Source organism: Bacillus sp. FJAT-18017 (genome assembly GCF_001278805.1).
In the GTDB taxonomy this organism is placed as follows: domain Bacteria; phylum Bacillota; class Bacilli; order Bacillales; family Cytobacillaceae; genus Bacillus_D.
In genome coordinates, this window is record NZ_CP012602.1 from 5,127,191 (window position 1) to 5,152,500 (window position 25,310).

Below are 25,310 nucleotides of genomic sequence, written 5' to 3' on the forward strand. Positions count from 1 at the left end.
CTTTCCTTTTAAACAGGAGCGTCATGAGCGCCCCCGTAAGCATCACCATTCAAATCACGACTTTAATCCAGTTTATATTCATCTATGTGTCCTTTTTAACCAACAAACTGAAAGTATGGTTATTCCCGGCCAGCATCTTTCAATTAATCAGTATCACTGCTCTCTTTCTTCCCTCTTTTCTCCCATGCTATTAGACGGAACAGATATGGTAATCCCTACAAGTAAATAAAAATTTCTTTCTACTAATTTGAACTGTCCTGAATATATTTTTATTGAAGGACAAGAAGCTAAGGATGTCTTTATTTTTCCAAAAAAGGTAATTATAATGCAATTCTTATGGTAAAATGGAATCCAATACCGGTGTTCAAAGGAATGATTCTATGATTGTAGTCTATTTTCTGGCAGCCTATCTTATCGGCTCTTTTCCTACCGCGTTGATTGTCGGCAAACTGGTTTACGGCGTTGACATCCGTGAACACGGAAGCAATAATCCCGGGGCAACGAACACATTGAGGGTGTTCGGAAAGGCAGCGGCAGTTTTTGTATTAATTTTTGACCTTGGCAAGGGAGCCCTGGCCGCCTCCATGCCGCTTTTGTTTTCAATTTCAGCCGAACCTATTTATCTTGGGCTAGTTGCAGTAATTGGGCACTGTTTTCCGATATTTGCCGGGTTTCGCGGTGGAAAGGCGATTGCCACGACTGCCGGTACTCTCCTAGTTGCGAGCTTCCCCATGCTTGTCGTTGCATATGTTTCATTCTTTCTAGTCATTTTTGTAACAAAGTATGTTTTTCTCGGTTCCATTTCAGTTGGACTGTCATTATTCATTTATTCCTTATTTGTACCAACCGAAGGATTAACATTGCTGTTCTGTGGATTTACTCTACTTCTTATATTCCTGCACCGCTCGAACATCCGGAATATCCTTCTAGGAATTGAGCCAAAAATTAACGACAAGAATTTAAAGAAAGACCGTATACCGCCCTCAGGTGGAGGAACACTGCCTTTCAGCTAAGCATGAAAAAGGCCAAAGCGCCCATTTAGCGGTGTTAGAGTGAAGATTTTTGCCGCTGGGGCTTAGGCCTCCTTAAAAATGAAAAAAGCAGCCACTGGCTGCTTTTTTCTATCGACTAACCCGCAATTTTATTAATAATACTATCTGAAACAGTCTGCCAGATTCCTTTATCTGTCACGTAAGACTCTGTCAGTGTCGTGTAAAACTCCCTTTGCTTCCCTTCAAAGTCCGGATCTTCCTTGGCAGGCAGTTCAGCACGTCCACGCTCAACCAACTCTTGAACTTGTAAGGCACGGGGTCCCCACACTGCATATTCAGTTCCATCATGATTTATGAAAATAAAAATTGGAATTGCCCGTGATGTTCCATTCGTGAGATATTGGTCCATCAGCTCGAGGTTTTGATCGCGCAACAGGAAACGAACCTCCATGCCGCCTGCTTCAGCAATCTTCATAAGGATTGGGTTATTAAGCATAGCATCCCCACACCAGTCCTCGGTAAGGACAAGGACTCTTAGCTCTTTTTCCTTCAGCGATTCAAGTCGGGCTTTCTGAGGCTCGGCCAATTCAAACTTCTCCAAAATTTTAAGCATGCTCTCTTTATTTTTTTCCATGCCTTCTATATACTCATCTGCAGTAAGTCCTTTTTCAAACCAGCTATTCAACTCCATCCTAGCCACCCTTTCTGTTTTTCTTCCATCATACCTCACTTGTTAGAGATATCAAGTTCCTGGTTCATAGTTTTCCATTTACTTACTATTATTATATTGGAATATTTTTAGATTTGACGAGGATATCCAAGTTATATTATATATAGTAAATGAAGAATTTTTTTTATATGCTGAATATTTTAAAAATATTCTTCTAGAAATATAAAGGGGGATACATTATGTCAAATGAGGCGTTACAACTCATCTCGATAGGCATTTATATGGCCGCGATGTTATGGATCGGCTGGTACGCTTATCGGAAGACTAGCAACCTGACCGACTATATGCTTGGGGGACGCTCATTGGGTCCGGCAGTAACAGCTTTAAGCGCTGGCGCAGCCGATATGAGCGGATGGCTGTTGATGGGGTTGCCGGGAGGAATTTATGTAAGTGGTTTAGCGGATGCCTGGATTGCAATCGGCTTGACAATAGGGGCGTATATCAACTGGCTTTTCGTCGCTCCACGCCTTCGTTCCTACACCCAGGTATCGAATGATTCAATTACGATACCGAGCTATCTTGAAAACAGATTTAAAGATAATACAAACCTGTTAAGAATAGTATCCGGAATTGTTATTTTAATTTTCTTCACTTTTTATGTCTCATCTGGTTTAGTATCAGGTGCTGTATTTTTTCAGAGTTCCTTTGATACAGGCTACCTCACCGGACTCTTGATTGTAGGTGGTGTCGTTGTAGCCTACACGCTGTTTGGTGGTTTCCTGGCGGTCAGCTATACTGACTTTATTCAAGGGCTTATGATGCTGATTGCCCTCTTGCTTGTACCAGCCATCGGCATTTTTGCAACTGGAGGACCTTCTGAAACATTTGAGACCGTTCGTATGGTAAATCCTGAATTCATGAGTCTCTTTAAAGGTGCAACCATAATTGGTGTCATTTCTGCACTGGCCTGGGGGCTAGGCTATTTTGGCCAGCCGCACATCATCGTCCGCTTTATGGCAATAACCAATGTAAAAGAAATGAAAAGCGCACGGAGAATTGGAATGGGCTGGATGATTTTCTCGTTACTCGGGACGATTTTTACTGCACTCGTCGGTATTGCCTACTTTAAACAAAATCCTGATGTTGAACTGGCCAATCCGGAAGCTGTGTTTCTTCTATTAGGGCAGCTTTTGTTCCATCCAATCTTTGCCGGATTCATGCTTGCGGCGGTTCTGGCTGCTATTATGAGTACTGTCTCTTCCCAGCTTATTGTTACATCAAGTGCATTGGTTGAGGATCTTTATAAAGTCCTTGTTAAAAAGGACGCTTCAGATAAGCAGCTTGTCTTTCTCGGCAGGTTGGCAGTCCTCGTTGTCGCACTCGTTGCCGCTCTTCTTGCTTTGAATCCAGACAACACCATTTTGGATTTGGTAGCGTACGCCTGGGCGGGGTTTGGGGCTTCCTTTGGTCCAATCATACTGCTTAGCCTGTTCTGGAGGAAAATGACTGGCCAGGGCGCCATCGCAGGTATGATTATCGGTGCTGTTACGGTCATTATCTGGGCAGAGCTTGACCTTGGCAAGGTATTATTTGGCGAAACACTTTATGAAATCGTTCCTGGCTTCCTGCTGAACCTCCTGGTTACCTGGCTTGTAAGTAAGGCAACCTATAAGAAGGATCCGGCTATCGAAAAAGAATTCGACGAAAGTATCCGATTGTTAACACAAGATTAAATGAATTAAGGAGCCAGGCATCTCAGTGCCTGGCTCCTTATTTTCGTTATTATATTTCGCGATTGCAGTTGGCTTTTTTATCTAGTTTGTCTACGTCTAGCTCCACCCCGAAGTTGCATCTCACCAAGGCGCTTGCGCTTTTGTTCTATCGGGATGACAGGAATTGAACCTGCGACCCCTAGCACCCCATGCTAGTGCTCTACCAAGCTGAGCTACATCCCGCAGCGATCAAGATTAGTATAGCTCCAAGCTAATTCAAATTCCAGAAGATTAATATATCGTTTTTCGACAAAACCCAATTTAATCAAACGTTTGATTAAATTTTTAAAAACCCCTGCTGCAAGTGCTTTTTAACCAAACTTGGTCTGCAGGAATCGTCGAAAAAACAGGCGGGAAACTCCCGCCTGCCTTTAACGTTTGGTTATTTCCTCTGCGAGGATTTTATTGACCAGCTGTGGATTTGCCTGGCCCTTCGTAGCTTTCATAATCTGGCCGACAAGATAACCAGTTGCTTTACTTTTTCCATTTTTGAAATCCTCAATCGATTGAGGATTTGCATCAAGTGTTTCGTTGACGATTTTCAGCAAGGCCCCTTCATCGGAAATCTGAACCAGGCCTTTTGCCTTAACAATTTCTCCTGCATTGCCCCCGTTTTCAATCAGTTCCTTGAAGACAGTCTTGGCAATCTTGGAGGAAATCGTACCATCACCAATTAGCTTAATCAATCCAGACAGATTTTCTGGGGTCAGCTTTGTTACCCCCAATTCTTTCTGTTCGGACTTTAAATAAGCTGAAACCTCACCCATCAGCCAGTTCGATGCTTGTTTGGCATCCGCCCCGGCAGCAACAGTGGCTTCGAAGAAATCTGCCATTTCCCGAGTCGCCGTCAGCACCTTCGCATCATACTCAGGCAATCCAAGCTGGGATACATACCGCTCAATCCGGGAATCCGGAAGCTCCGGTATTTCCGCCTGGATTCTTGCCTTCCACTCTTCATCGATTACAACATCAAGAAGGTCAGGTTCCGGGAAGTAACGGTAATCATCAGAACCTTCTTTTACCCTCATCAGAATTGTCGTGCCGGTTGCTTCATCGTAACGGCGTGTTTCCTGGCGGATTTCCCCTCCTGCGCTTACGACTTCCCGCTGGCGTTTTTCTTCGTGTTCAAGGCCCCTTCTCACGAAGTTAAAAGAGTTAAGGTTTTTCAATTCTGTTTTTGTACCGAACTCTTCCTGTCCAACAGGGCGGATTGAGATATTCGCATCACAGCGAAGCGAGCCTTCCTCCATCTTGACATCGGACACTCCAGTGTACAGAATGATTGATTTCAACTTTTCAAGATAGGCATATGCTTCATCCGGGGTTCGGATGTCTGGTTCAGAGACGATTTCAACTAGCGGAGTACCCTGCCTGTTGTAATCGACAAGTGAAGCACCTGAAACATGGTTTAGTTTCCCTGCATCTTCTTCCAAGTGAAGCCTTGTAATACCGATTTTTTTCTTATATCCGTTTACTTCAATCTCTATCCAGCCATTTTCTCCAATCGGCTTATCAAATTGTGAAATTTGAAACGCTTTTGGATTATCGGGATAAAAATAATTTTTCCGGTCGAACTTCGTAACTGGCGCAATTTCACAATTCAGCGCCATCGCCGCTTTGATTGCATATTCAACAGCCTTTTTATTCAGTACGGGCAGGACACCCGGGTAGCCCAAGTCGATGACGGTTGTATTTGTATTTGGTTCGGCACCAAAATGATTGGGGCTAGTTGAAAAAATTTTCGACTCGGTTTTTAATTCAACGTGGACCTCAAGGCCAATGACTGTTTCAAAATCCATTCTGTTCCCCTCCTTAAAGCGCCGGCCGCTGTTTATGATAGTTGGTTGCCTGTTCAAAAGCATACGCGGCCCGATAAATCGTTGCTTCATCAAAATGCTTGCCGATTATCTGCAAACCAAGTGGAAGCCCATTACTAAACCCGCACGGCACCGAAATTGCTGGTACCCCTGCTAGATTGACTGGTATAGTCAGGATATCATTCGCATACATTGTCAGCGGGTCATCAATAATCTCGCCAATTTTAAAAGCTGGAGTAGGAGTGGTTGGCCCGACTATCAGGTCATACTTTTGGAATACATCCTCAAAGTCCTTTTTAATCAAAGTCCGAACTTTTTGCGCCTTTTTGTAGTACGCATCATAGTAACCCGAGCTTAATGCAAAAGTCCCAAGCATAATGCGGCGTTTTACCTCGTCACCAAAGCCTTCTGAACGTGTCTTTTTGTACATGCTGAGCAGGTCTTCGGCGTGTTCGGTGCGATGTCCGTATCGTACCCCATCAAAACGCGCAAGATTAGCCGATGCTTCTGAAGAAGATAAAATATAGTAGGCCGCTAAAGCATACTTCGAATGAGGCAGGGATACTTCTTCAATGATAGCCCCTTGTCCCTCAAGTACATTTAACGCCGCCTTGATCGAGTTTTTCACTTCTTCTTGGACACCTTCGCCCAAGTACTCTTTTGGAATCCCAATTTTCATTCCTTTTATATCGCCCGTTAACCCATTTGTGAAATCCGGAACCTCCATGTTTGCAGATGTTGAGTCCATTGGGTCAATTCCGCAAATTGCATTCAGGAGATACGCATTGTCCTTCACGTTCCTTGTAATTGGGCCGATTTGATCAAGTGATGACGCGAAAGCAACAAGGCCATAGCGCGATACGCGGCCATATGTAGGTTTCATCCCGACAACTCCACAAAAAGAAGCCGGCTGTCGAATAGATCCGCCTGTATCGGAGCCAAGCGAAAACAACACTTCCCCCGCAGCAACCGATGCCGCAGAACCGCCAGAGGATCCGCCGGGTACCCTTTCCAGGTCCCATGGGTTCCGAGTCTTTTGATAAGCAGAGTTTTCGTTTGACGATCCCATTGCAAATTCATCCATATTGAGTTTGCCAATTGTAATCGTTCCTGCAGCATCAAGCTTTTCCATGACAGTCGCATTGTATATAGGGTCAAAGTTGCCAAGTATCTTACTTGAGCATGTTGTTTTAAGTCCCTTAGTGACAATGTTGTCCTTTATGCCAATCGGCATTCCAGATAGAATTTCATTAGCAGTTTGTTGCTTTTGTGCCTTGGCACGGGCACCATTCTCATCGAGTGTCAGAAAGGCCTGAACCTTCCCATCTACCTCGGCAATCCGCTTATAAGACTCCTCAACAAGATCCAAGGAGGATAGTTCCTTTTTCTGCAATAACTCCCTTAAATCCTCGAGAGTATGATCAAATAAACTCACAAACGTTCCTCCTTATTCCTCTAAAATTGACGGTACCCGAAAGTAACCATCCTGCTGGTCTGGTGCATTCTTCAAGACCTGTTCCCGAGGAAGGCCTTGTCTAGCTTTATCGTCTCTTAAAACATTGGTCATCGGAAGCACATGAGACGTTGGCTCAACGCCTTCCGTATCCAGTTCATTCAACTGTTCGGCAAAAGTAATAATTGCATCCAGCTGGTGGGCAAATTTTTCCGCTTCCTCACTGGTAATATCAAGCCGGGCAAGGTTCGCCACATGCCGGACCTGATCAAGTGAAATTCTCGACATCCTCATTCCTCCCGTTCAATCATAATACTATTGATAATAACAGAAACTTCAGTAGGATTAAAATGGGGAGTAGTAAGATTTCTCTTTGTAAAATAATCCTATATCTAGAAGTAACCATTTATCTGAAAAAATAGCCCCTTTTTAGTGGCTTTATTTGTGGAATCGAGCTACATTATACAGCTATGGCATGAGCATTTGTAGCTAGAGCAACTAAGCCTTATGTCTGCGGGTTAGACATTAGCTGGCCTCTTTCTTTTATAAATAAATCTCGTTCTCGGAAAGCTTAATTAATCCCATATAGCTTAAATAAGGATATTTATTCTTTTAAAATAAATAAGAGCACCCGCACATGGAGCGGGTACCCTTTACTCTGCCTTTTGTTCCAGCTGAGGCTCATACATCATTATAGCATTATTTTCAGTAATAAATTCTTCGCTGACAAGCTTATGCTGGCGGTTGTACGCTTTACGCCAGAGCTCATTATGCCGTATATAGCCACCCCAAAAGGCTCGGGTAATGCTATGGTCTTTTTCATAAATATGATACGCATGGACTTGAGGCTCCACGCAGCGCCACTCACCCACAAGATGGGTATCAGTCATTCGGACATGTAGCTGGTAAGGCACATCCGTTTCATTTTTAATCCGTAAATCACGGTCATTATATGAACAGGTTGCTCCGCTCCCAAATGGCTGTGTACGGTTAGAATCCGGAAACACATCGAAACTATGGCGATGGCGTTCTGTCACCGACAAAGGTGTGTGGAGTGCCATCCAGTATATTAAATTAGAAAGCTGGCATAACCCACCACCAGTGTCCTTCAAATAGCGTCCATAATGGAGGACCATTCCGTCGACATACCCTTTTCTTTTAGTAGGATTGCCTATCAACTTCCAATAGGAAAACGTCTCACCGGGCTTAATAATAATCCCATTTACCTTCTCTACCGCAAGCTTGAGATTCTTTATTTTATTTTGCTGGCACGTTATATCCACACCCTGTAATTCTCGCATCAAAGGGGTTTGATGTCCGAAGGCCGAGTAGGGCAGAAGAACCCTGTCTCGTTCTTTCGCATATATATTCCCATCTATCAACCATTCAAAATATCGTTTCCATGTATAAAATGTCTTACCAAGCTTGATCCTTAACTCAGAACGCTCTTTTGGCCGTATTTCAGCCATGTTCATTTGTTTTGGCCCCTTTTCTTCAAATCTTTTAAACCATATACTAATCTCTTTTATCTAAAAAAGAAAGGGGGTTTTCTGAGCAATTTAATCCAAAACCTGCCAAAATTGTGAAATACGAATTCGACCGCCTTAGGACCCCACAAGTCATTACAGCTTAAAGCGAAAAAAAGAACCCCGATTATTCGAGGTCCAGATTTATTTTCGTACCCAGCCAAACACCTTTCCAAAAAAACCCTTCTTCGCTTGAGGCTTTATTTCTTCCTGAACTACATTGGCTTTCACGTAAATTTCTTCCTTATCTACTGCATACGGGCAAGCTAACACCAATCCAAGATCTGAATCGTGTTCTTTGTTGGTTACAATTGTATACTCGATATTATTTTCCCTGGCCATTTTCAGGTATTTGGAAAAATCCTCATAAGAGAGAGTACCGTTCATGTATAAATGGGCGTCCTGGAATTCCTTCATTAACTGTTCCACCTGGACGTATGTTCCTTCAGCAAGTACTTGGCCCTTTTTTAGCGCAATGAGCACACGCTCCCTGATTGTTCCCAGGAATTTACGCCGTTCCTCGGGCTTCAGCTGCTTTTGCCCATGAATCCCCTGCTGCAGAACATCCTCCACCGTTGGCTTCCCCATCGCTTCACCCCGTCTCCTGTTTCTTATTATGTATGATTATTCCCAAAAAACCGTGCAACTTCCCTTCATACTAGTAAAAAAACTGAACTCTTGCCAGCTTTTTAATCTTGAGGAAACAAAAAGCAGCCCCCTGGGGGACTGCCTATCAATTATTTAGCAGGCGTGAATTGTTCCGCTTCCGTAGAACCCTTGAGGGCAACTGTTGAGGATGTGCCGCCGGAAATAACCATTGCCACCTCATCAAAGTATCCCGTACCTACCTCACGCTGATGCCTTGTCGCGGTATAACCATGTTGTTCGCTTGCAAACTCTGCCTGCTGCAACTCAGAGTAGGCTGCCATTCCGCGTTCCTTGTATCCGCGAGCAAGCTCAAACATGCTGTGGTTAAGGGCGTGGAAGCCTGCTAATGTCACGAACTGGAACTTGTAGCCCATATTGCCGAGCTCAACCTGGAACTTTTCTATTGTCTCCTGATTAAGCTTCTTCTTCCAGTTAAAAGAAGGTGAACAGTTATATGCGAGCAGCTTGCCTGGGTATTTTTCATGAATCGCTTCAGCAAAAAGCCTGGCTTCCTCAAGATTCGGCTCTGAAGTCTCACACCAGACAAGGTCAGCATAAGGAGCATACGCCAGCCCTCTTGCAATTGCCTGATCAAGGCCGGATTTTGTTTTGAAAAATCCTTCAGGTGTTCGTTCACCAGTCAGGAATTCGTGATCATATGGATCAATGTCACTTGTAATCAAGTCAGCAGCATTGGCATCTGTGCGTGCGACAATAACAGTTGGAACACCCATTACATCAGCTGCCAGCCTGGCTGCAATCAGATTTTTAACCGCAGTCTGAGTTGGCAGGAGAACCTTTCCACCCAAATGCCCGCATTTTTTTTCAGAAGAAAGCTGATCCTCAAAGTGAACACCCGCCGCACCCGCTTCAATCATGCCCTTCATCAGCTCAAAAACATTCAGCTGGCCGCCAAAGCCTGCTTCGGCATCGGCCACAATCGGCACAAACCAATCTGTCGAAGTATCTCCTTCACTGTAGTGAATTTGATCAGCACGCTGAAGCGCCTGGTTGATACGCTTGACGACGCTTGGCACGCTATTTGCAGGATAGAGGCTTTGATCAGGATACATATGGCCTGAAAGGTTTGCATCAGCCGCTACCTGCCATCCGCTTAAGTATATTGCCTTCAGGCCTGCTTTGACCTGCTGGATGGCCTGGTTCCCAGTCAAAGCGCCCAAGGCGTTAATATAATCCTCTTCCTGAAGAAGGTTCCAAAGCTTTTCAGCTCCCCTTCTTGCAAGTGTATGTTCAATGTCAAGCGACCCCCGCAGCTTAACAACATCTTGTGCAGTGTAAGTTCTCTCCACTCCGTTCCAGCGGCTGTTCAGCTGCCAGCTTTCCTCCAATTGCTTTACACGTGAATTGTTCATCTCCAAAATCCTCCTTAAATTTTCTGTTATAATACAACTTTATTAAACTATTAGTATTATATAACACGACTTTCAAAAAGGAAACTATTTTAAGTATAAAATTTTCACTTTTTTACCAAAATCCTGAAAAGTAGGACTAAAGAAATAAAAAGTACCCAGGTCATAAAACCCTGGGTACAAACATGTTTATTCATAGATATGGACAAATGGTTCTTTCTGGTCTGCCTTTTTTACAATTAATGCCTCTGGACCATTTACCGAATTGATATCGACCGATACTGAAATGTATTCTGGGAAGTATTCCATGATAAGCCCGGTTACATACTGGGTAAAACCGATTGCCTCTGCCTTCCCATAAAACTGAATTGGGATTGATATACTTAATTCTTGGAGTTCATCCTCAAGATAATGGGCTTTACCTACAACACCATTATAATTCGGAAAATACTTCTCAACATCCATCTTAAAGTTTTCAAATGCAACAACGTCTTCACGATGTTTTTCTTTTGCCTCATCATCTGTCGGGAATAAGTAGTATTTTTCATTTACTTTTTCCCAGTCGCTAATGGAGTTTCCCTGTTTTACGGTTGTGTATGCAAAAAAATTACCCGGCACTACAGAATCACTGCTCGCTTGTTCAAAGAGGGCAATTGTAATTGGAATATTCTTTAATTGGTTCATTGAGCGGAGCCTTTTAAGAACTTCCTGAGCGATTTTCTTGCCTTCCCGCTCCATATCAGCCCTCTTTATATTCACATCAAAAACATCGCCATACTGCTCTTTTTGATAATAATGAACCGAGTTAAGGGCAAGGCCAATCGTTACCCCAGCCAGCTTCATTTTGTCGTCCTCACCCTTGATCAAGTAATTATGTTCAAGGATATGAGCGAGGTAAATCGGCGCTTTTTCATTTCGAGCCTCTATGGAACCTGTACCTGGGTCAACCGGATTTAAGCCAAGATTTTCTTCTTCTTTTAACTTCAACTCAGCTAGCTGCTTTTTTGTATATTTCCTTGCGAGCCAGGACTGAACTGTTTTCTTCTTCAATTGCTGCCCTTCGCGAAACACATACGTATCAGGGTCGAATGTGTTTTGGGCAATCCGCATCAAGCCCATTTCAAATTCATTGATATCATATCGGGTGTTAAGATTATTTACTGTCAAACCTCTTGCTTCACTTGGTTCAAAAGGAAGCAGCGTCCTATAAAACTTATCTGATATTTGGTATTTCGGAATAATCGCATTTTCCTTGGATTTAGTCGAATTGTCTATGACTTCCTCCTGCTTATCAAAGTTCGGGGCACAGGCCCCAAGCAGAAGGGCCAGGGATATAAGCGCGACTGATAGCTTTCTCACGTTTCCTGCACCTCTTATTGTTCGATTTCCTCAAGCAGCCTCTCTTCATCCCAAATTTCTATTCCCAGCTCAGTCGCCTTTGTGAGCTTTGAGCCTGCATCCTCACCGGCGACAAGAATATCTGTCTTCTTACTGACGCTGCCGGCTACATTTGCCCCGAGCGCTTCAAGCTTTTCTTTCGCTTCATTTCTAGTCAGTTTTTCCAATTTCCCTGTCAAAACAACTGTCTTGCCCGCGAACATTGAATCTGCAGGGGCAGCGGACTTACGCGGACCCTTATAGTCCATGTTAAGGCCAACTTCCTTCAGTTCTGCAAGTAATTCCATTACCTCTTCCTCTGCAAAGAACGCCGCAATTGAACTGGCCATTTTTTCACCAATTTCACTTATGGCAATTAGCTCAGTCTCTGTTGCTGCAGCCAGGCTGTCCATTGTTTCAAATTCCTGCGCCAGAGTTTTCGCAGCCTTTTCACCGACATGGCGGATCCCAAGCCCAAATAGGAGCCGTTCAAGCGAATTCTCCTTAGAGGCTTCTATTGCATTGAGCAGGTTGGTGACGCTCTTTTCACCCATCCTCTCAAGGGCCAGGAGCTGATCGGCAGTTAACTTATAGATATCAGCAACATCTTCAATCAATTTATGGGCAAACAATTGAGATATGACCTTCTCACCAAGGCCATCGATATTCATTGCATTCCGAGAAACAAAGTGAATCAGCCCTTCCCTGATTTGTGCAGGGCATTTTGGGTTCAAGCAGCGGAGTGCAACTTCACCCTCGATACGGACAAGTTCATTATCGCATTCAGGACAGTTTGTGGGCATAAAGAAGTCCTTTTCATCACCAGTCCTTTGCTCAGGGAGTACGTTGACAACCTCAGGAATAATATCGCCGGCTTTTTTGACGACAACCTTATCGCCAATCTTCAAATCCTTTTCTCTAATCAGGTCTTCATTATGAAGGGACGCACGCTGGACCGTTGTCCCGGCAACACGTACTGGTTCAAGGATGGCCGTCGGTGTGATTACCCCGGTTCGGCCAACACTCAGCTCAATATCCAGGAGGGTTGTGACAACTTCTTCAGCAGGAAACTTATACGCAATAGACCAGCGAGGGCTTTTTGCCGTATACCCCAGTTCCTCCTGTTGGTAATAGGAATCAACCTTGATGACGATACCGTCGATGTCATAATCCAGATTTGGGCGTTTTTCACCCCAGCCATTTATATACTCCAGGACTTCCTCAATGCTTCCACATTTGCGCCTTTCCTTATTCGTCTTAAATCCGATTTTTTCAATATAATCAAGGGCTTCGCTATGCGATTGAAGACCGAGGGCAGCAGCATCAGCCACCGCATATAGAAATATATCTAGGTTCCTGGATGCTGCTATGCTTGTATCAAGCTGGCGAAGAGAACCTGCAGCCGCATTTCTGGGATTTGCAAATGGCTCCTCACCGCGTTCGGCCTTTGCTTCATTCAGTTTTTCAAAGGAGCGCTTCGGCATAAATGCCTCGCCGCGCACTTCTAATGAAACAGACTCCCTTAACCGCAAAGGGATTGATTTAATTGTGCGAAGATTTGCGGTGATATCCTCTCCAGTTGTTCCGTCGCCCCTGGTTGCCCCCTGGACGAAGCGTCCGTCCTCATACCTGAGTGATACCGCCAGACCATCAATCTTCAGTTCGCAAACATAGGAAAAATTGTTTCCAACAACCTGCCGGACTCTCCTGTCAAAATCCCGGAGATCAGCCTCGTTGAAGGCATTTCCAAGGCTAAGCATCGGACTCCGGTGCCGGACCTTTTCAAACATATCCAGCACAGCCCCTCCTACCCGTACAGTAGGGGAGTCGGGGGTTTTAAACTGCGGATACATCTCTTCTAGCTCAATCAATTCACGGAGGAGCCTATCGTATTCAGCATCCGGAACTGATGGTTTATCAAGAACATAATATTCATATCCATATTGATGCAGCAGGGTTTGCAGTTCCCTTACTTTCATTTCGGCAGCTTGCAGATCCATCCATCAATCCCTCGTTTCGCAGAAATTGTTACAGTTTCTTAATCGGGGCGAATTTAGCTAATAGCCTCTTGATACCAACCGGGCTAGGGAAGGCAATATCAAGCTCCATGCCATCTCCCTCGCCTTTTACTCCAACGACCGTACCAATTCCCCATTTTCCATGTTCAGCCTTGTCACCGGCCCCCCAGGCAAGCCCTTCACCACCGGTTGCAGCTGGCCGTGAAACTGGTTTCCTAATAACGGGCTGTGCAGGCTGGCTTTGCCGCGCAGGCTGCCATCTGCCGGAATCGGAATACCCAATGCGGCCCCTGTCGTTCCCGAATGGGCTAGAACCAAATTGCCTTTCAGCAGGTTCCACCACTTCTAGCAGTTCTGATGGGATTTCTTTAATAAATCTCGAGGAAGGATTCATGTTGGTCCGTCCAAATAGCGTCCTCATTTGGGCGTTTGTGAGATACAGGATCTTTTCAGCCCTTGTTATCCCAACATAGGCAAGCCTGCGTTCTTCTTCCATTTCTCCTTCATCCATCAACGAGCGGCTGTGAGGGAATACACCTTCCTCAAGCCCAATTAGGAAAACAACTGGAAACTCCAACCCTTTGGCAGAGTGGAGAGTCATTAAGGTGACCTTCTCTGTCTTTTCCTGCCCTTCTTCCATTGAATCAATATCGGCTACCAGCGCCAAATCTGTCAAGAAAGAGACAAGGGTCTTGTCTTCACTTGTTTCCTCAAAATTCTTTGTAACCGACAGCAATTCTTCAAGGTTCTCAAGCCGGCTTTGAGCCTCAATCGACTTTTCAGCTTGAAGCATCTCCCTGTAGCCTGATTTATCAAGCAAGTCCTCAACAATTTCAGTAACAGACAGGAATTCCTGCATCCGGTTGTAGTTGCCAATCAAATCACGGAAACCAGCTGCTGCTTTAACAGCTTTAGGACTAAGCCCAATCAACTCGACAGATTCCAGTGCCTGGTATAGTGTCAAATCATGCAGCGCAGCAAAATCAATTATTTTGTCCACAGACGTGGCTCCAAGTGCGCGTTTCGGAACATTGATTACCCGGAGAAGGCTGATATCATCATCAGGGTTTGATATAAGCCTTAAGTAGGCAAGGATGTCCTTGATTTCCTTCCGATCATAGAACTTAATGCCTCCAACGATGTGGTAATCAATGATCGATTTAAGTAAAACTTCCTCCATTACCCGTGATTGAGCGTTCGTTCTGTATAAAATCGCAATATCAGAGGCGCTGTAGTCCCCCGATTCAGTAAGCTCTTTAATTTTTCCGGCGACGAACTGAGCTTCTCCCTGTTCACTGTCCGCTCTGTAATAGACGAGCTTATTTCCTTCAGGATTCTCTGTCCACAAATTCTTAGGTTTTCGGTTTAGATTCTTTGCAATCACTTCATTTGCCGCGAGAAGAATTCGCTTAGTGGAGCGGTAATTTTGTTCCAATAAAATCACTCTTGCATTAGGATAGTCTTTTTCAAAAGAAAGTATATTGGCAATATCAGCTCCGCGCCATTTATAGATGGACTGATCGGAATCACCGACAACACATAAATTCTTGAACCGTGCCGCAAGCTTTTTAACGAGCGTATACTGCGCCCGGTTTGTATCCTGGTACTCATCCACATGGATGTACTGGAATTTTCGCTGGTATCTCTCTAAAACATCCGGCACCTGGTCAAATAGCTTGATCGTCATCATAATCAAGTCGTCAAAGTCCAAAGCCTGGTTCTTGCGCAGCTTCTTCTGATATTCCTTATACACGGCAGCAATCTGCCTCTGGAAATAATCACCGGCCATATTTTCATATTCCTCTGGGCCTGTCAGTTCGTTTTTTGAAGAAGATATGGCACCAAGGATAGCTCGTGGATCAAACTTTTTCGGATCAAGATTCTGCTCTTTGAGAATTCCCTTAATTACCGATTGCTGGTCAGTAGTATCAAGTATTGTAAAGTTCCGGTTGAAACCAATCCTGTCAATATCGCGCCGTAAAATCCGCACACACATCGAGTGAAATGTCGAAATCCAGACTTCTTCCGCTACACCGCCCATCATTCTTGCAACACGTTCCTTCATTTCACGGGCAGCTTTATTTGTAAATGTGATTGCCAGAATGTTATAGGGATTGACCTCCTTTTCCAGCATCAAATACCCGATTCGATGCGTCAGAACCCGGGTCTTTCCACTTCCTGCCCCTGCCATAATTAATAGGGGGCCATCTGTTGCCTTAACAGCTTCCTGTTGCTGGGGGTTAAGCCCGCCAAGCAGTTTATCCTTAAGATATTGCATCTCTACACCACCATAACAAAACATATGTTCTAATTTCATTTTAATCTATTTATGAACAATACGCACTTATTTTCCAGAGCGAACTGCTTTTACAGTTTCAAGTGCCTGTTGCAAGTTTTCATATATGATATTGCCAACAACAATTACATCAGCATGCCTGGACATTTCTACTGCCTGCTCCTTTGTCCGGATTCCTCCTCCATAAAAAAGAATGGATTTCTCAAGACTTGTTTTCGCAGCAGACACTATTTCTGGGTCACCAAAGGCTCCACTATATTCAAGATAAACAATTGGCATTCCAAACATCTTTTCCGCCATCATTGCATAGGCCTGTACATCCTCGACTGACAGAGTTGTATCTGCTTTTGTCAGTCTTGCTGCCTTGCAGTCTTCGTTAAGAATAATATACGCTTCCATGGCGAACTCGTCCCAATCCACCATATGCCCAAATTCCCTAACTGCCTCAAAATGAAGGCCATTGATCCACTTTGGGTCGCGGCTATTCAAAACAGACGGAACGAAGTAGAGATCAAACCCAGGCGAAACAGAATCAAGATTCGAAATCTCCAGGACACATGGAACGGTATAACGGCGAACTCTTGCCATCAAGTCAAGTACCTTTTCAAGTGTGACTCCGTCCGTTCCCCCTATCATAACGGCATCCGTACCTGATTCACAAATTATTTCAAGGTCCTTATCAGATAGCTCCTTGGCCGGGTCAAGCTTGAATACATGGCGCCATTCGCGGTAATCGTACATTGATGAATCCTCCATTCACTACTCCATTAGTCCATTATAGCATCTGGTAAAACGATACAAAAACAAAACGGGGAAAACAGATTTAGAAATGATAACCAACACAAAGAAGCACAAGCGAATCGATGTTGACTTACCGTAATGAGAGGACCGAATTAAATTATACGCTCCTCGAAAATCCTCATTACTCTATCACGTAATTTCGTGCAATGTACTTTCGGTGAAGCTTTCCTTATGCTACCGTTTTTCTTCGTGCGATGTTAATGCTACTGAAGCTTTCCTTGTGAAGCTAGACAGTTCTCAAAAGTAAGGATATACAATATACTTTCATATATTATGAACAAAAGAAAAACCGGCGCTTTTCTGCACCGGCTGTCATTCCTATTATTCTTCCGTTACTGTCCCGGCTGGCTCCTTAACCCGTTCAAGCACCATTTCATACCCATCGTTTCCATAATTCAGGCAGCGCTTAACCCGAGAAATGGTTGCTGTGCTTGCTCCTGTCTCACTTTCTATCTTGTGGTAGGTCTTGCCTTCACGAAGCATTCTTGCCACCTCAAGCCGCTGAGCAAGCGACTGGATTTCATTGACTGTACATAAATCATCGAACAATCGATAGCATTCCTCAAGGTCTTCCAAAGAAAGGATTGCATTGAAAAGCTGGTCTAGTTCTTTTCCTCTTAATTTATTGATTTGCATGGATTTCACCCCTTTTTAAACCTCTGTTATTGTTCTGGTTCCTAGTTTGCTTCAAGCGATACGCTTCCAGGAATTCCGGGATCCTGCGGGATAATGTTGACCCAGGTTTTACCCGGTACAAGCCCCGCCTCCGCTCCATTTAAATAGGGCAGGATTCTTCCACCGCTGTTTTTCCACTCAACCTCAATGGCTTTTCCCCTTTGTAAAAGGAGGCCCTTGCCTCCGCTTTCAAGGTCAATATCACGCAGGCCGCCCTCTCCTGCTGGTGTGTGGCTCATTTCTGTTATAAAAATATTATCCAGTAGGATAGGCTGTTTTGTATCAAGGTCAATAGTTAGTTCGCCGTTGCTATAACGCTTATATTTCCCCAGCGCAGTATCATATTCATAAACAGAGGTGTAAATATCATTTGAAAAATAGGCAACACTGGCATAAGAAGCTTCTTTCCCCGAAAGTCCCTTAACAGCATTTTCTTTCAAGAAAGTAAATGGCCTTGGCGTCTTATAAAGGTCAAATCCGAGCTTCTTTGATCCTTTTAGCATATTATCGAAAGTGATGTATGAATTATGCGGTGCCACTCTAAAATCTGCGCGCTTGAACAGCGTCCCATCATAGGCAATTCCATTAATGTTGTCAATGAAACCGTTGCTGAGCATCTGTTTTGCTTCCTTGCTGTACCCATGAGCTATAAAAATACTGTCCAGGCCTTTGGCAAGATGAAGATAATAATCCCGTGCGCTCCTGACTGGTCCTACCGTTTCCGGCTTTTCACTTTGAAACACTGCAAGGAATCGGGTGATTTCCCCTTCTGCGAGCATTTCATAAACAATATCTGCCTTGTGCAGCCCGGATTGCGGCCTGGCCTTTGGAAAATTATTAATCATAACAGCAAATGCCCTGCCATCGGTAGAACTTTCTGAGCCGATCCCTGTTAACGGGAATGTGTACGGAAGATCCTTCCCTTGCTTTTCAGAAGCTACAGCTTTTTTCTTTTCTTTATCTGCTGTCTTTGGTGCTTCTTTGCTGCATGCCGATAAAAGCAGCAAACATGCCACTAATGCAACAGCCCATTTTCTCATTTCCACACCTCAAATTTATCATCTATCTCTCTATCACAACTAGTTTTTATTTACTTTTACTTTACCATTTTAACGCATTATTGACGGAAAGAGTATATTTTTATTCATAACATCATACATTCCCTGCTGCGTAATCCTTACATAGGGAAGATGGGTTGAAGAAAAGAACAGCAGGCTATAAACAGGATCGCCAAACGAATAGCCTCTCTCCTTTAAAACATCATGAAGAATTTGTTCTTTTTCAATTAGCTTTTCAAGTGGCTCTTTAGTCATTAGGCCGCCAAGTTCCAATGGTAGTTCACAAATGGTTTCTCCACCTTCAGCAATCACAATCCCACCGCCAATTTCCTTCATTCGACGGAAGGCGTGGAGAAGATCGGCCTTGCTTTTGCCAATCAACAAAATATCGCCAGTATTTGAAAAAGAGCTCGCCATCCCCTGAAGCTTATTCGCAAAACCTTTAAGGATCGTGTTAATTCTCCATTTCCCTTTCCTGTCTATCAACATAAAAAAGCATTCGTCATGGCTATCAGAAAGTGTGTCTCTCGAAACTTCCAAATTAATTGAGTACGGCTTTGTAATTACAGCGTTTTCTAATTTTATTCCAAACGGCATCGAGAATTGAAGATCATCCATTGATAACTCCCAATCCAGTTCAAGCGAGTTTAAGCCATAACTGTCCCAATCCAGTTCAGGGAAATGCTCAACAACTTCGCCATCTCTTTTCACCCATTTTCCTCTAGCGAGAACCGATACCGGACAAGGCTCTTCAATGCTATCCAGGAAATTGATATTCGCGACTCTGCCGGTAGCAATATTCCCATGGATATGGCCAATATTGTAATACCTTGCTGGATTAATGGTTGCCATATTGTAAGCATCGATAGGGGGAATACCTTTTTCAATAGCAATCTTAATCATCATGTCGATGACCCCATCCCTATGAAACCGTGAAGAAGAGCCATCCGTGGTAAAAATCAAACGATCATACACATCTATGCCCAAGTCGTTCATTTCGTCCAAAAGCTTGGGAAGATCAGGCCTGATAGAAGAATGCCTCAAGGAAACAGTGTAGCCCTGGAGGAGCCGTTCATATACTTCCTCACCTGTCATCGCTTCATGGTCACAATCCGCACCTAGCAGCATCATTTTTGCCAAGGTTTTCTCAGATGCCCCTGGAAAATGCCCTTCAATTTGCTTCCGCATCCGCTTTGCTTCCTGAATCCAGTGGAGCATCATGTCGTCCCCGGCTAGCAGTTTCGGCCAGCCTGTTAATTCCCCGCCCTGAAGGACTGCGTCATGCTCCAGCCAGGACTTGATTGTTCCGTGTGAAAAAACCTCTTCCTCATTCCGAATTTCTGTTTGCGGATCGAATCGGCACCACCAAAATATGCTCGCTGGTAAACTTCGCATATCTTTCATTAATGAAAATGCCTGTTTTCTTTCCAAAAGAAGGATTAATGATAGATTGTCATTCAAAATGGTTGTTGTCCCCCGAAGTGATGCATAGGCAGCAAACGAGTGGGGATTATATAACTGAAATGGATGTGCATGCGGTTCAATATATCCTGGAACAAGATATTTACCGGAACAATCTATTGTGCTGCTATTCACAAGATTAGACGGCAGTTTGTTTCCTACATATACTATCCGGTCTTCATAAATCCATATATTAGCCGTCATCCATTTATTAAATGCCTGGTTTAAATAGGTTGCATTTGTTAAAACGATGGTTGGGGCACGTTTGCCATCCAACACTTCAACGTGTTCGCGAAGTTGCTTATTTTTCCAACGGTATCGTTGTTCAAGCATGGTCCCTCCCCCTTATAAAAGTGTCTCTATAATATTTTTCTGAAGATTCTATAAAAAGTAAGCCCTTTCATTTAATAATAACACATAATTTTCTTTCGTACAGTAGTGTTTAACAGTATTAAATAAGAAAATTGTGAAGGAGTGAACAAGTTGAAGATGAGACAAAACATTGGCATAGTTAATGCCATGATTCGAATTACTGCAGGGTTGGCTATTCTCTCCTAGTGCACGGCCAAAATGGTCAAAAAACCTTGGCGTGACTCGTATCTAGCCCTTTCTTTTTTGGCAGCCATGAAGGTGGCAGAAGGAATGGTCAGGTATTGCCCGGTTACGGATTTTATTCAAAATAGTGGAGATAAACAAAAAGAATCCAAGGAGCAAAGGCCTTCTAAAGAAAAGCAAAATGAAGAACATCGAAAACAAGGGGAAAATTCGGATTATAAAGAGGAAATGTCTTCATATGAAGGGAAGGCTAATTCAATACGATATAGAAGAGAAGGAGCATCCACTCGATAGCGGATGCTCCTTTTCCTTTTTATAATCCAAGCCTTTTGAAAATTGTATCGACATGTTGTAGATGGTAGCTATAATCAAAGCACTCATTCAGTTCCTCTTTTGTTAAAAGAGATGTCACAGCTTCATCCGTTTCCAATAATTCCTGGAATGGAACTTGCTTTTCCCATGCCTCCATCGCCCGAGGCTGTACTGTATCGTAAGCCTTCTCTCGAGAAAGACCCTTGTCGATTAGTGCAAGCAGGACTCTTTGAGAGTAGATTAGTCCCAGTGTGCTACCCATATTCCTCTTCATGTTCTCCGGATAGACTGTCAGGTTCTTCACAATATTACTAAATCGGTTAAGCATATAATTTAGAAGAATCGTCGCGTCAGGAAGGATAATCCTTTCCGCAGAAGAATGAGAAATATCCCTTTCATGCCATAACGGTACGTTTTCATAAGCAGTCAGCATATGTCCGCGAATAACCCTCGAAAGACCCGCCATATTTTCCGAACCAATTGGGTTGCGTTTGTGCGGCATTGCCGATGATCCCTTTTGGCCTTTTGCAAAAAACTCCTCTACTTCACGAGTTTCGCTTTTTTGAAGCCCGCGGACTTCCACAGCAAATTTTTCAATGGAGGTAGCAATCAAAGCCACTATAGATAAGTAATGGGCATGCCGGTCACGCTGAAGTGTTTGTGTGGATATTGGAGCCGGTTCAAGGCCTAAATTTTCGCAAACATATTTTTCAACAAAAGGGTCAATATTCGCATAGGTACCAACTGCACCGGAAATTTTACCGGCTTCCACACCTTTAGCCGCCTCATTAAATCTATTCAGATTCCGTTTCATTTCTTCATGCCACAATGCCAGTTTAAGTCCAAACGTAGTAGGTTCAGCATGGACTCCATGGGTACGGCCCATCATGACAGTGTACTTGTGCTCCTGAGCCTTTTCCTTCAAGACCGCGATAAACCTCCCGATATCCTCCCTGATAATTTCATTTGCCTGTTTGAGAAGATAAGATAAAGCCGTGTCAACGACATCTGTAGAGGTCAGTCCATAATGAACCCATTTTCGCTCTTCACCAAGTGTTTCCGAAACAGCCCTTGTAAAAGCCACCACATCATGACGGGTTTCTTCCTCGATTTCTTTAATACGGCTTACATCAAATCCAGCGTTTTCACGGATTTTCCGAACATCTTCATAAGGAATATCACCCAATTCGGCCCATGCCTCGCACGCTAATATTTCCACTTCCAGCCATGCGCCAAATCTGTTTTCTTCATTCCAAACTTTACCCATCTCAGGTCTAGTGTAACGGTCTATCATTCCTTCTCCCCCGTTTTTCTTTAAGTATGAAGCCAAGCAATCATTCTCGGCACTAGTCACTTTCTATCTTAACAACCCGATTGGAACTAGTCAAACAAGGAGGCGAACTATCCAAACAAAAAACTTGATAAATGTTCGTTTTTGAGAGCTTTAATCTCGATTTTTTCACTCTTTTTCCAAAGGTTTTCCTTCAAATAGAAATTTTCGGCCCACAGGAACTATGTCCGAACCCTCTTCTTTGAAAATAGGCCGTTCAATTCGGCCTACCGGGCGAAACCCTTGTGCTTTCATTCGATTGAGACAATCATTAATTGATTCATTTTCAAGCACTTCAAATAGCTGCTTTTTCCCCATAACACTCTTTCCTTTCATTCATCTTCATGTCTTATTATTCCCCCGTAGCGGTTCATCAACCGCGGCATTCTTCTTTTTCAAATTCTTTGATATAAAAGCCGCCCTGCTTGGACCATTCGGCGTAATAGATTGTACTGATATCATCATATCCTTCTTTCCTTAACTCATCCTTAAGCCATTTTTCATCCTTGCCGGTTTTCTTCAGGTCTTCTTCTACAATTCTCCCCTCGTCAACAAGCATTAACGCAGGCTCCTCATCTTTTGTATCTACGTTCAAAATTTCCGGGGTTACCGGATCCGCACTTGCATATTTCATAACACTGATTTGACCGCCTGTTTCCATAAAGACATATTTTACTTCTTTTAATGAAAAGACACCCTGAGTTCTAAGCAAGGAGCGGAGCTGCTCCATTTCTAAAGAGTTTTTCTTCATTTCCTTGTGGTCTATTTCCCCGTCCTTTATAAGTACAGAGACGGAACCTTTTAAAGGCTTGCGAATTTTATCATATTTTTCGGTTAGCTTTTCTACTGCAAATATGACAATACCCCATACTGCGACTCCAAATAAGACATGAAGTATGGATACTTTTTCATCATAAATCGATTCCTCGATTATCCCGCCTAAAATTATTGCGTATACAAAATCGTACGGCGTCACCTGGGACATTTCCTTCTTCCCAAGAATTCTTGTTACAGCCACCAAGGCAAAAAATCCAACTATAAGTTTCAGTGCAATAGTTCCGTATAACATATGGACAACCTCCCAATCTCTTTATGTCCATTTACCCCACTTCGATAAAATTAACGATTCCTTCTTCTGGTATATTGACGTGTTTTTTTGATAACAGAGCAGCCATTTTGGCAATTCGTCCTTCAAAGCAGTGATAGTTTGGCTGGCTGGTTCGTAAAACTTAATAAGCGCGAAATGTTAGATACGGCCGGATAGCTAAACGCTTTTTTTACTTTTCCATAACAAAAAGGGCAACCCAATATGGGTTGCCCTTTTGTTGTTGCCCGGCAGCGTCCTACTCTCACAGGGGCTTACGCCCCAACTACCATCGGCGCTGAGAAGCTTAACTTCCGTGTTCGGGATGGGAACGGGTGTGGCCTTCTCGCCATAACTGCCAGACTATATGAGGGTTGTTCCCTCAAAACTGGGTAATCGTAAAGGAAGAATCAGAAGAACATCAAGTCATCAAATATGGTTAAGTCCTCGATCTATTAGTATCAGTCAGCTCCACACGTCGCCGCGCTTCCACCTCTGACCTATCAACCTGATCATCTTTCAGGGATCTTACTTCTTGCGAATGGGAAATCTCATCTTGAGGGGGGCTTCATGCTTAGATGCTTTCAGCACTTATCCCGTCCGCACATAGCTACCCAGCGATGCCTTTGGCAAGACAACTGGTACACCAGCGGTGCGTCCATCCCGGTCCTCTCGTACTAAGGACAGCTCCTCTCAAATTTCCTGCGCCCACGACGGATAGGGACCGAACTGTCTCACGACGTTCTGAACCCAGCTCGCGTACCGCTTTAATGGGCGAACAGCCCAACCCTTGGGACCGACTACAGCCCCAGGATGCGATGAGCCGACATCGAGGTGCCAAACCTCCCCGTCGATGTGGACTCTTGGGGGAGATAAGCCTGTTATCCCCGGGGTAGCTTTTATCCGTTGAGCGATGGCCCTTCCATGCGGAACCACCGGATCACTAAGCCCGACTTTCGTCCCTGCTCGACTTGTAGGTCTCGCAGTCAAGCTCCCTTGTGCCTTTACACTCTGCGAATGATTTCCAACCATTCTGAGGGAACCTTTGGGCGCCTCCGTTACATTTTAGGAGGCGACCGCCCCAGTCAAACTGCCTGCCTGACACTGTCTCCCACCCCGATAAGGGGTGCGGGTTAGAATTTCAATACAGCCAGGGTAGTATCCCACCGACGCCTCCACCGAAGCTGGCGCTCCGGCTTCTCAGGCTCCTACCTATCCTGTACAAGCTGTACCAAAATTCAATATCAGGCTGCAGTAAAGCTCCACGGGGTCTTTCCGTCCTGTCGCGGGTAACCTGCATCTTCACAGGTACTATAATTTCACCGAGTCTCTCGTTGAGACAGTGCCCAGATCGTTACGCCTTTCGTGCGGGTCGGAACTTACCCGACAAGGAATTTCGCTACCTTAGGACCGTTATAGTTACGGCCGCCGTTTACTGGGGCTTCGATTCAGAGCTTCGCGTGAGCTAACCCCTCCTCTTAACCTTCCAGCACCGGGCAGGCGTCAGCCCCTATACTTCGCCTTGCGGCTTCGCAGAGACCTGTGTTTTTGCTAAACAGTCGCCTGGGCCTATTCACTGCGGCTCTTCAGGGCTATGAACCCTAAAGAGCACCCCTTCTCCCGAAGTTACGGGGTCATTTTGCCGAGTTCCTTAACGAGAGTTCTCTCGCTCACCTTAGGATTCTCTCCTCGCCTACCTGTGTCGGTTTGCGGTACGGGCACCTTTCATCTCGCTAGAGGCTTTTCTTGGCAGTGTGGAATCAGGAACTTCGGTACTAAATTTCCCTCGCTGTCACAGCTCAGCCTTCACGGGAAGTGGATTTGCCTGCTTCCCAGCCTAACTGCTTAGACGCACATGTCCAATAGTGCGCTTACCCTATCCTCCTGCGTCCCCCCATTGCTCAAACGATGAAGAGGTGGTACAGGAATATCAACCTGTTGTCCATCGCCTACGCCTTTCGGCCTCGGCTTAGGTCCCGACTAACCCTGAGCGGACGAGCCTTCCTCAGGAAACCTTAGGCATTCGGTGGATGGGATTCTCACCCATCTTTCGCTACTCATACCGGCATTCTCACTTCCAAGCGCTCCACAAGTC

At 44.3% G+C, this 25,310-nt stretch carries 20 protein-coding genes, 1 tRNA gene and 2 rRNA genes (1 of these 23 cut by a window edge); 3 read left to right on the forward strand and 20 right to left on the reverse strand.

Annotated elements, in window-relative coordinates; all coding sequences use genetic code 11:
* Positions 1 to 380: 380 nt before the first annotated feature.
* Entirely contained in the window at positions 381 to 1,013 is a 633-nt protein-coding gene (gene plsY, locus AM500_RS24040) for a glycerol-3-phosphate 1-O-acyltransferase PlsY (RefSeq protein WP_053601479.1), read from the forward strand.
* A 115-nt stretch (positions 1,014 to 1,128) separates the two neighbouring features.
* Here the strand turns inward: plsY and AM500_RS24045 are convergent, their stop codons facing one another.
* A complete protein-coding gene (locus tag AM500_RS24045; RefSeq protein WP_053601480.1) occupies positions 1,129 to 1,683 on the reverse strand; it encodes a thioredoxin family protein in 555 nt (184 codons plus the stop codon).
* Positions 1,684 to 1,901: 218 nt separating this feature from the next.
* On the opposite strand from AM500_RS24045, the gene putP reads away from it, so the two are divergent.
* Complete coding sequence (putP, locus tag AM500_RS24050) at positions 1,902 to 3,395, forward strand: sodium/proline symporter PutP (protein ID WP_053601481.1); 1,494 nt, start codon at positions 1,902 to 1,904, stop codon at positions 3,393 to 3,395.
* A 148-nt stretch (positions 3,396 to 3,543) separates the two neighbouring features.
* On the opposite strand, the gene AM500_RS24055 is transcribed toward putP, so the two are convergent.
* From AM500_RS24055 to AM500_RS24120, 14 genes are all read right to left on the reverse strand, one after another.
* Positions 3,544 to 3,617, reverse strand: a tRNA-Pro gene (locus AM500_RS24055).
* A gap of 188 nt (positions 3,618 to 3,805) precedes the next feature.
* A complete protein-coding gene (gene gatB / locus AM500_RS24060) occupies positions 3,806 to 5,233 on the reverse strand; it encodes an Asp-tRNA(Asn)/Glu-tRNA(Gln) amidotransferase subunit GatB (RefSeq protein WP_053601482.1) in 1,428 nt (475 codons plus the stop codon).
* Between the two features lie 13 nt (positions 5,234 to 5,246).
* A complete protein-coding gene (gene gatA / locus AM500_RS24065; RefSeq protein WP_053601483.1) occupies positions 5,247 to 6,686 on the reverse strand; it encodes an Asp-tRNA(Asn)/Glu-tRNA(Gln) amidotransferase subunit GatA in 1,440 nt (479 codons plus the stop codon).
* A 12-nt stretch (positions 6,687 to 6,698) separates the two neighbouring features.
* Complete coding sequence (gatC, locus tag AM500_RS24070) at positions 6,699 to 6,992, reverse strand: Asp-tRNA(Asn)/Glu-tRNA(Gln) amidotransferase subunit GatC (protein ID WP_053601484.1); 294 nt, start codon at positions 6,990 to 6,992, stop codon at positions 6,699 to 6,701.
* A gap of 365 nt (positions 6,993 to 7,357) precedes the next feature.
* Positions 7,358 to 8,179 (reverse strand): VanW family protein, encoded by an 822-nt coding sequence (locus tag AM500_RS24075; RefSeq protein WP_053601485.1) that lies wholly within the window; start codon positions 8,177 to 8,179, stop codon positions 7,358 to 7,360.
* A gap of 195 nt (positions 8,180 to 8,374) precedes the next feature.
* On the reverse strand, positions 8,375 to 8,818 hold the full coding sequence (locus tag AM500_RS24080) for a YueI family protein (protein WP_053601486.1): 444 nt from the start codon (positions 8,816 to 8,818) through the stop codon (positions 8,375 to 8,377).
* 149 nt (positions 8,819 to 8,967) lie between these two features.
* Complete coding sequence (gene aceA, locus AM500_RS24085) at positions 8,968 to 10,251, reverse strand: isocitrate lyase (protein ID WP_053601487.1); 1,284 nt, start codon at positions 10,249 to 10,251, stop codon at positions 8,968 to 8,970.
* Between the two features lie 186 nt (positions 10,252 to 10,437).
* Positions 10,438 to 11,607, reverse strand: coding sequence for a CamS family sex pheromone protein (locus AM500_RS24090; protein ID WP_053601488.1), 1,170 nt, complete (start codon positions 11,605 to 11,607; stop codon positions 10,438 to 10,440).
* A gap of 14 nt (positions 11,608 to 11,621) precedes the next feature.
* Positions 11,622 to 13,625 (reverse strand): NAD-dependent DNA ligase LigA, encoded by a 2,004-nt coding sequence (gene ligA, locus AM500_RS24095; protein ID WP_053601489.1) that lies wholly within the window; start codon positions 13,623 to 13,625, stop codon positions 11,622 to 11,624.
* A gap of 28 nt (positions 13,626 to 13,653) precedes the next feature.
* The gene (pcrA, locus tag AM500_RS24100; protein WP_053601490.1) at positions 13,654 to 15,921 is read right to left on the reverse strand and encodes a DNA helicase PcrA; all 2,268 of its coding nucleotides are present in this window, start codon (positions 15,919 to 15,921) and stop codon (positions 13,654 to 13,656) included.
* A 66-nt stretch (positions 15,922 to 15,987) separates the two neighbouring features.
* Positions 15,988 to 16,680 carry a heptaprenylglyceryl phosphate synthase gene (locus tag AM500_RS24105; protein ID WP_053601491.1) on the reverse strand — a complete coding sequence of 231 codons (693 nt, stop codon included), beginning with the start codon at positions 16,678 to 16,680 and terminating at the stop codon, positions 15,988 to 15,990.
* Between the two features lie 381 nt (positions 16,681 to 17,061).
* Complete coding sequence (locus AM500_RS24110; RefSeq protein WP_053601492.1) at positions 17,062 to 17,376, reverse strand: YerC/YecD family TrpR-related protein; 315 nt, start codon at positions 17,374 to 17,376, stop codon at positions 17,062 to 17,064.
* Positions 17,377 to 17,417: 41 nt separating this feature from the next.
* Positions 17,418 to 18,455 (reverse strand): DUF3048 domain-containing protein, encoded by a 1,038-nt coding sequence (locus tag AM500_RS24115; RefSeq protein WP_053601493.1) that lies wholly within the window; start codon positions 18,453 to 18,455, stop codon positions 17,418 to 17,420.
* Between the two features lie 69 nt (positions 18,456 to 18,524).
* Positions 18,525 to 20,267 carry an adenine deaminase C-terminal domain-containing protein gene (locus AM500_RS24120; RefSeq protein ID WP_053601494.1) on the reverse strand — a complete coding sequence of 581 codons (1,743 nt, stop codon included), beginning with the start codon at positions 20,265 to 20,267 and terminating at the stop codon, positions 18,525 to 18,527.
* 309 nt (positions 20,268 to 20,576) lie between these two features.
* Between AM500_RS24120 and AM500_RS26195 the strand changes: the two genes are divergently transcribed.
* The gene (locus AM500_RS26195; protein WP_053601495.1) at positions 20,577 to 20,783 is read left to right on the forward strand and encodes a hypothetical protein; all 207 of its coding nucleotides are present in this window, start codon (positions 20,577 to 20,579) and stop codon (positions 20,781 to 20,783) included.
* A 19-nt stretch (positions 20,784 to 20,802) separates the two neighbouring features.
* Here the strand turns inward: AM500_RS26195 and purB are convergent, their stop codons facing one another.
* The 5 genes from purB to AM500_RS24150 form a co-directional block, all read right to left on the reverse strand.
* Entirely contained in the window at positions 20,803 to 22,095 is a 1,293-nt protein-coding gene (gene purB / locus AM500_RS24130) for an adenylosuccinate lyase (protein WP_053601496.1), read from the reverse strand.
* A 165-nt stretch (positions 22,096 to 22,260) separates the two neighbouring features.
* Positions 22,261 to 22,449, reverse strand: coding sequence for an NETI motif-containing protein (locus tag AM500_RS24135; protein ID WP_053601497.1), 189 nt, complete (start codon positions 22,447 to 22,449; stop codon positions 22,261 to 22,263).
* 55 nt (positions 22,450 to 22,504) lie between these two features.
* The gene (locus AM500_RS24140) at positions 22,505 to 23,200 is read right to left on the reverse strand and encodes a DUF421 domain-containing protein (protein WP_053601498.1); all 696 of its coding nucleotides are present in this window, start codon (positions 23,198 to 23,200) and stop codon (positions 22,505 to 22,507) included.
* Between the two features lie 261 nt (positions 23,201 to 23,461).
* Positions 23,462 to 23,578, reverse strand: a 5S ribosomal RNA gene (gene rrf / locus AM500_RS24145).
* Positions 23,579 to 23,650: 72 nt separating this feature from the next.
* Positions 23,651 to 25,310: ribosomal RNA gene (locus AM500_RS24150) — 23S ribosomal RNA — on the reverse strand; it runs 1,274 nt beyond the window's last position.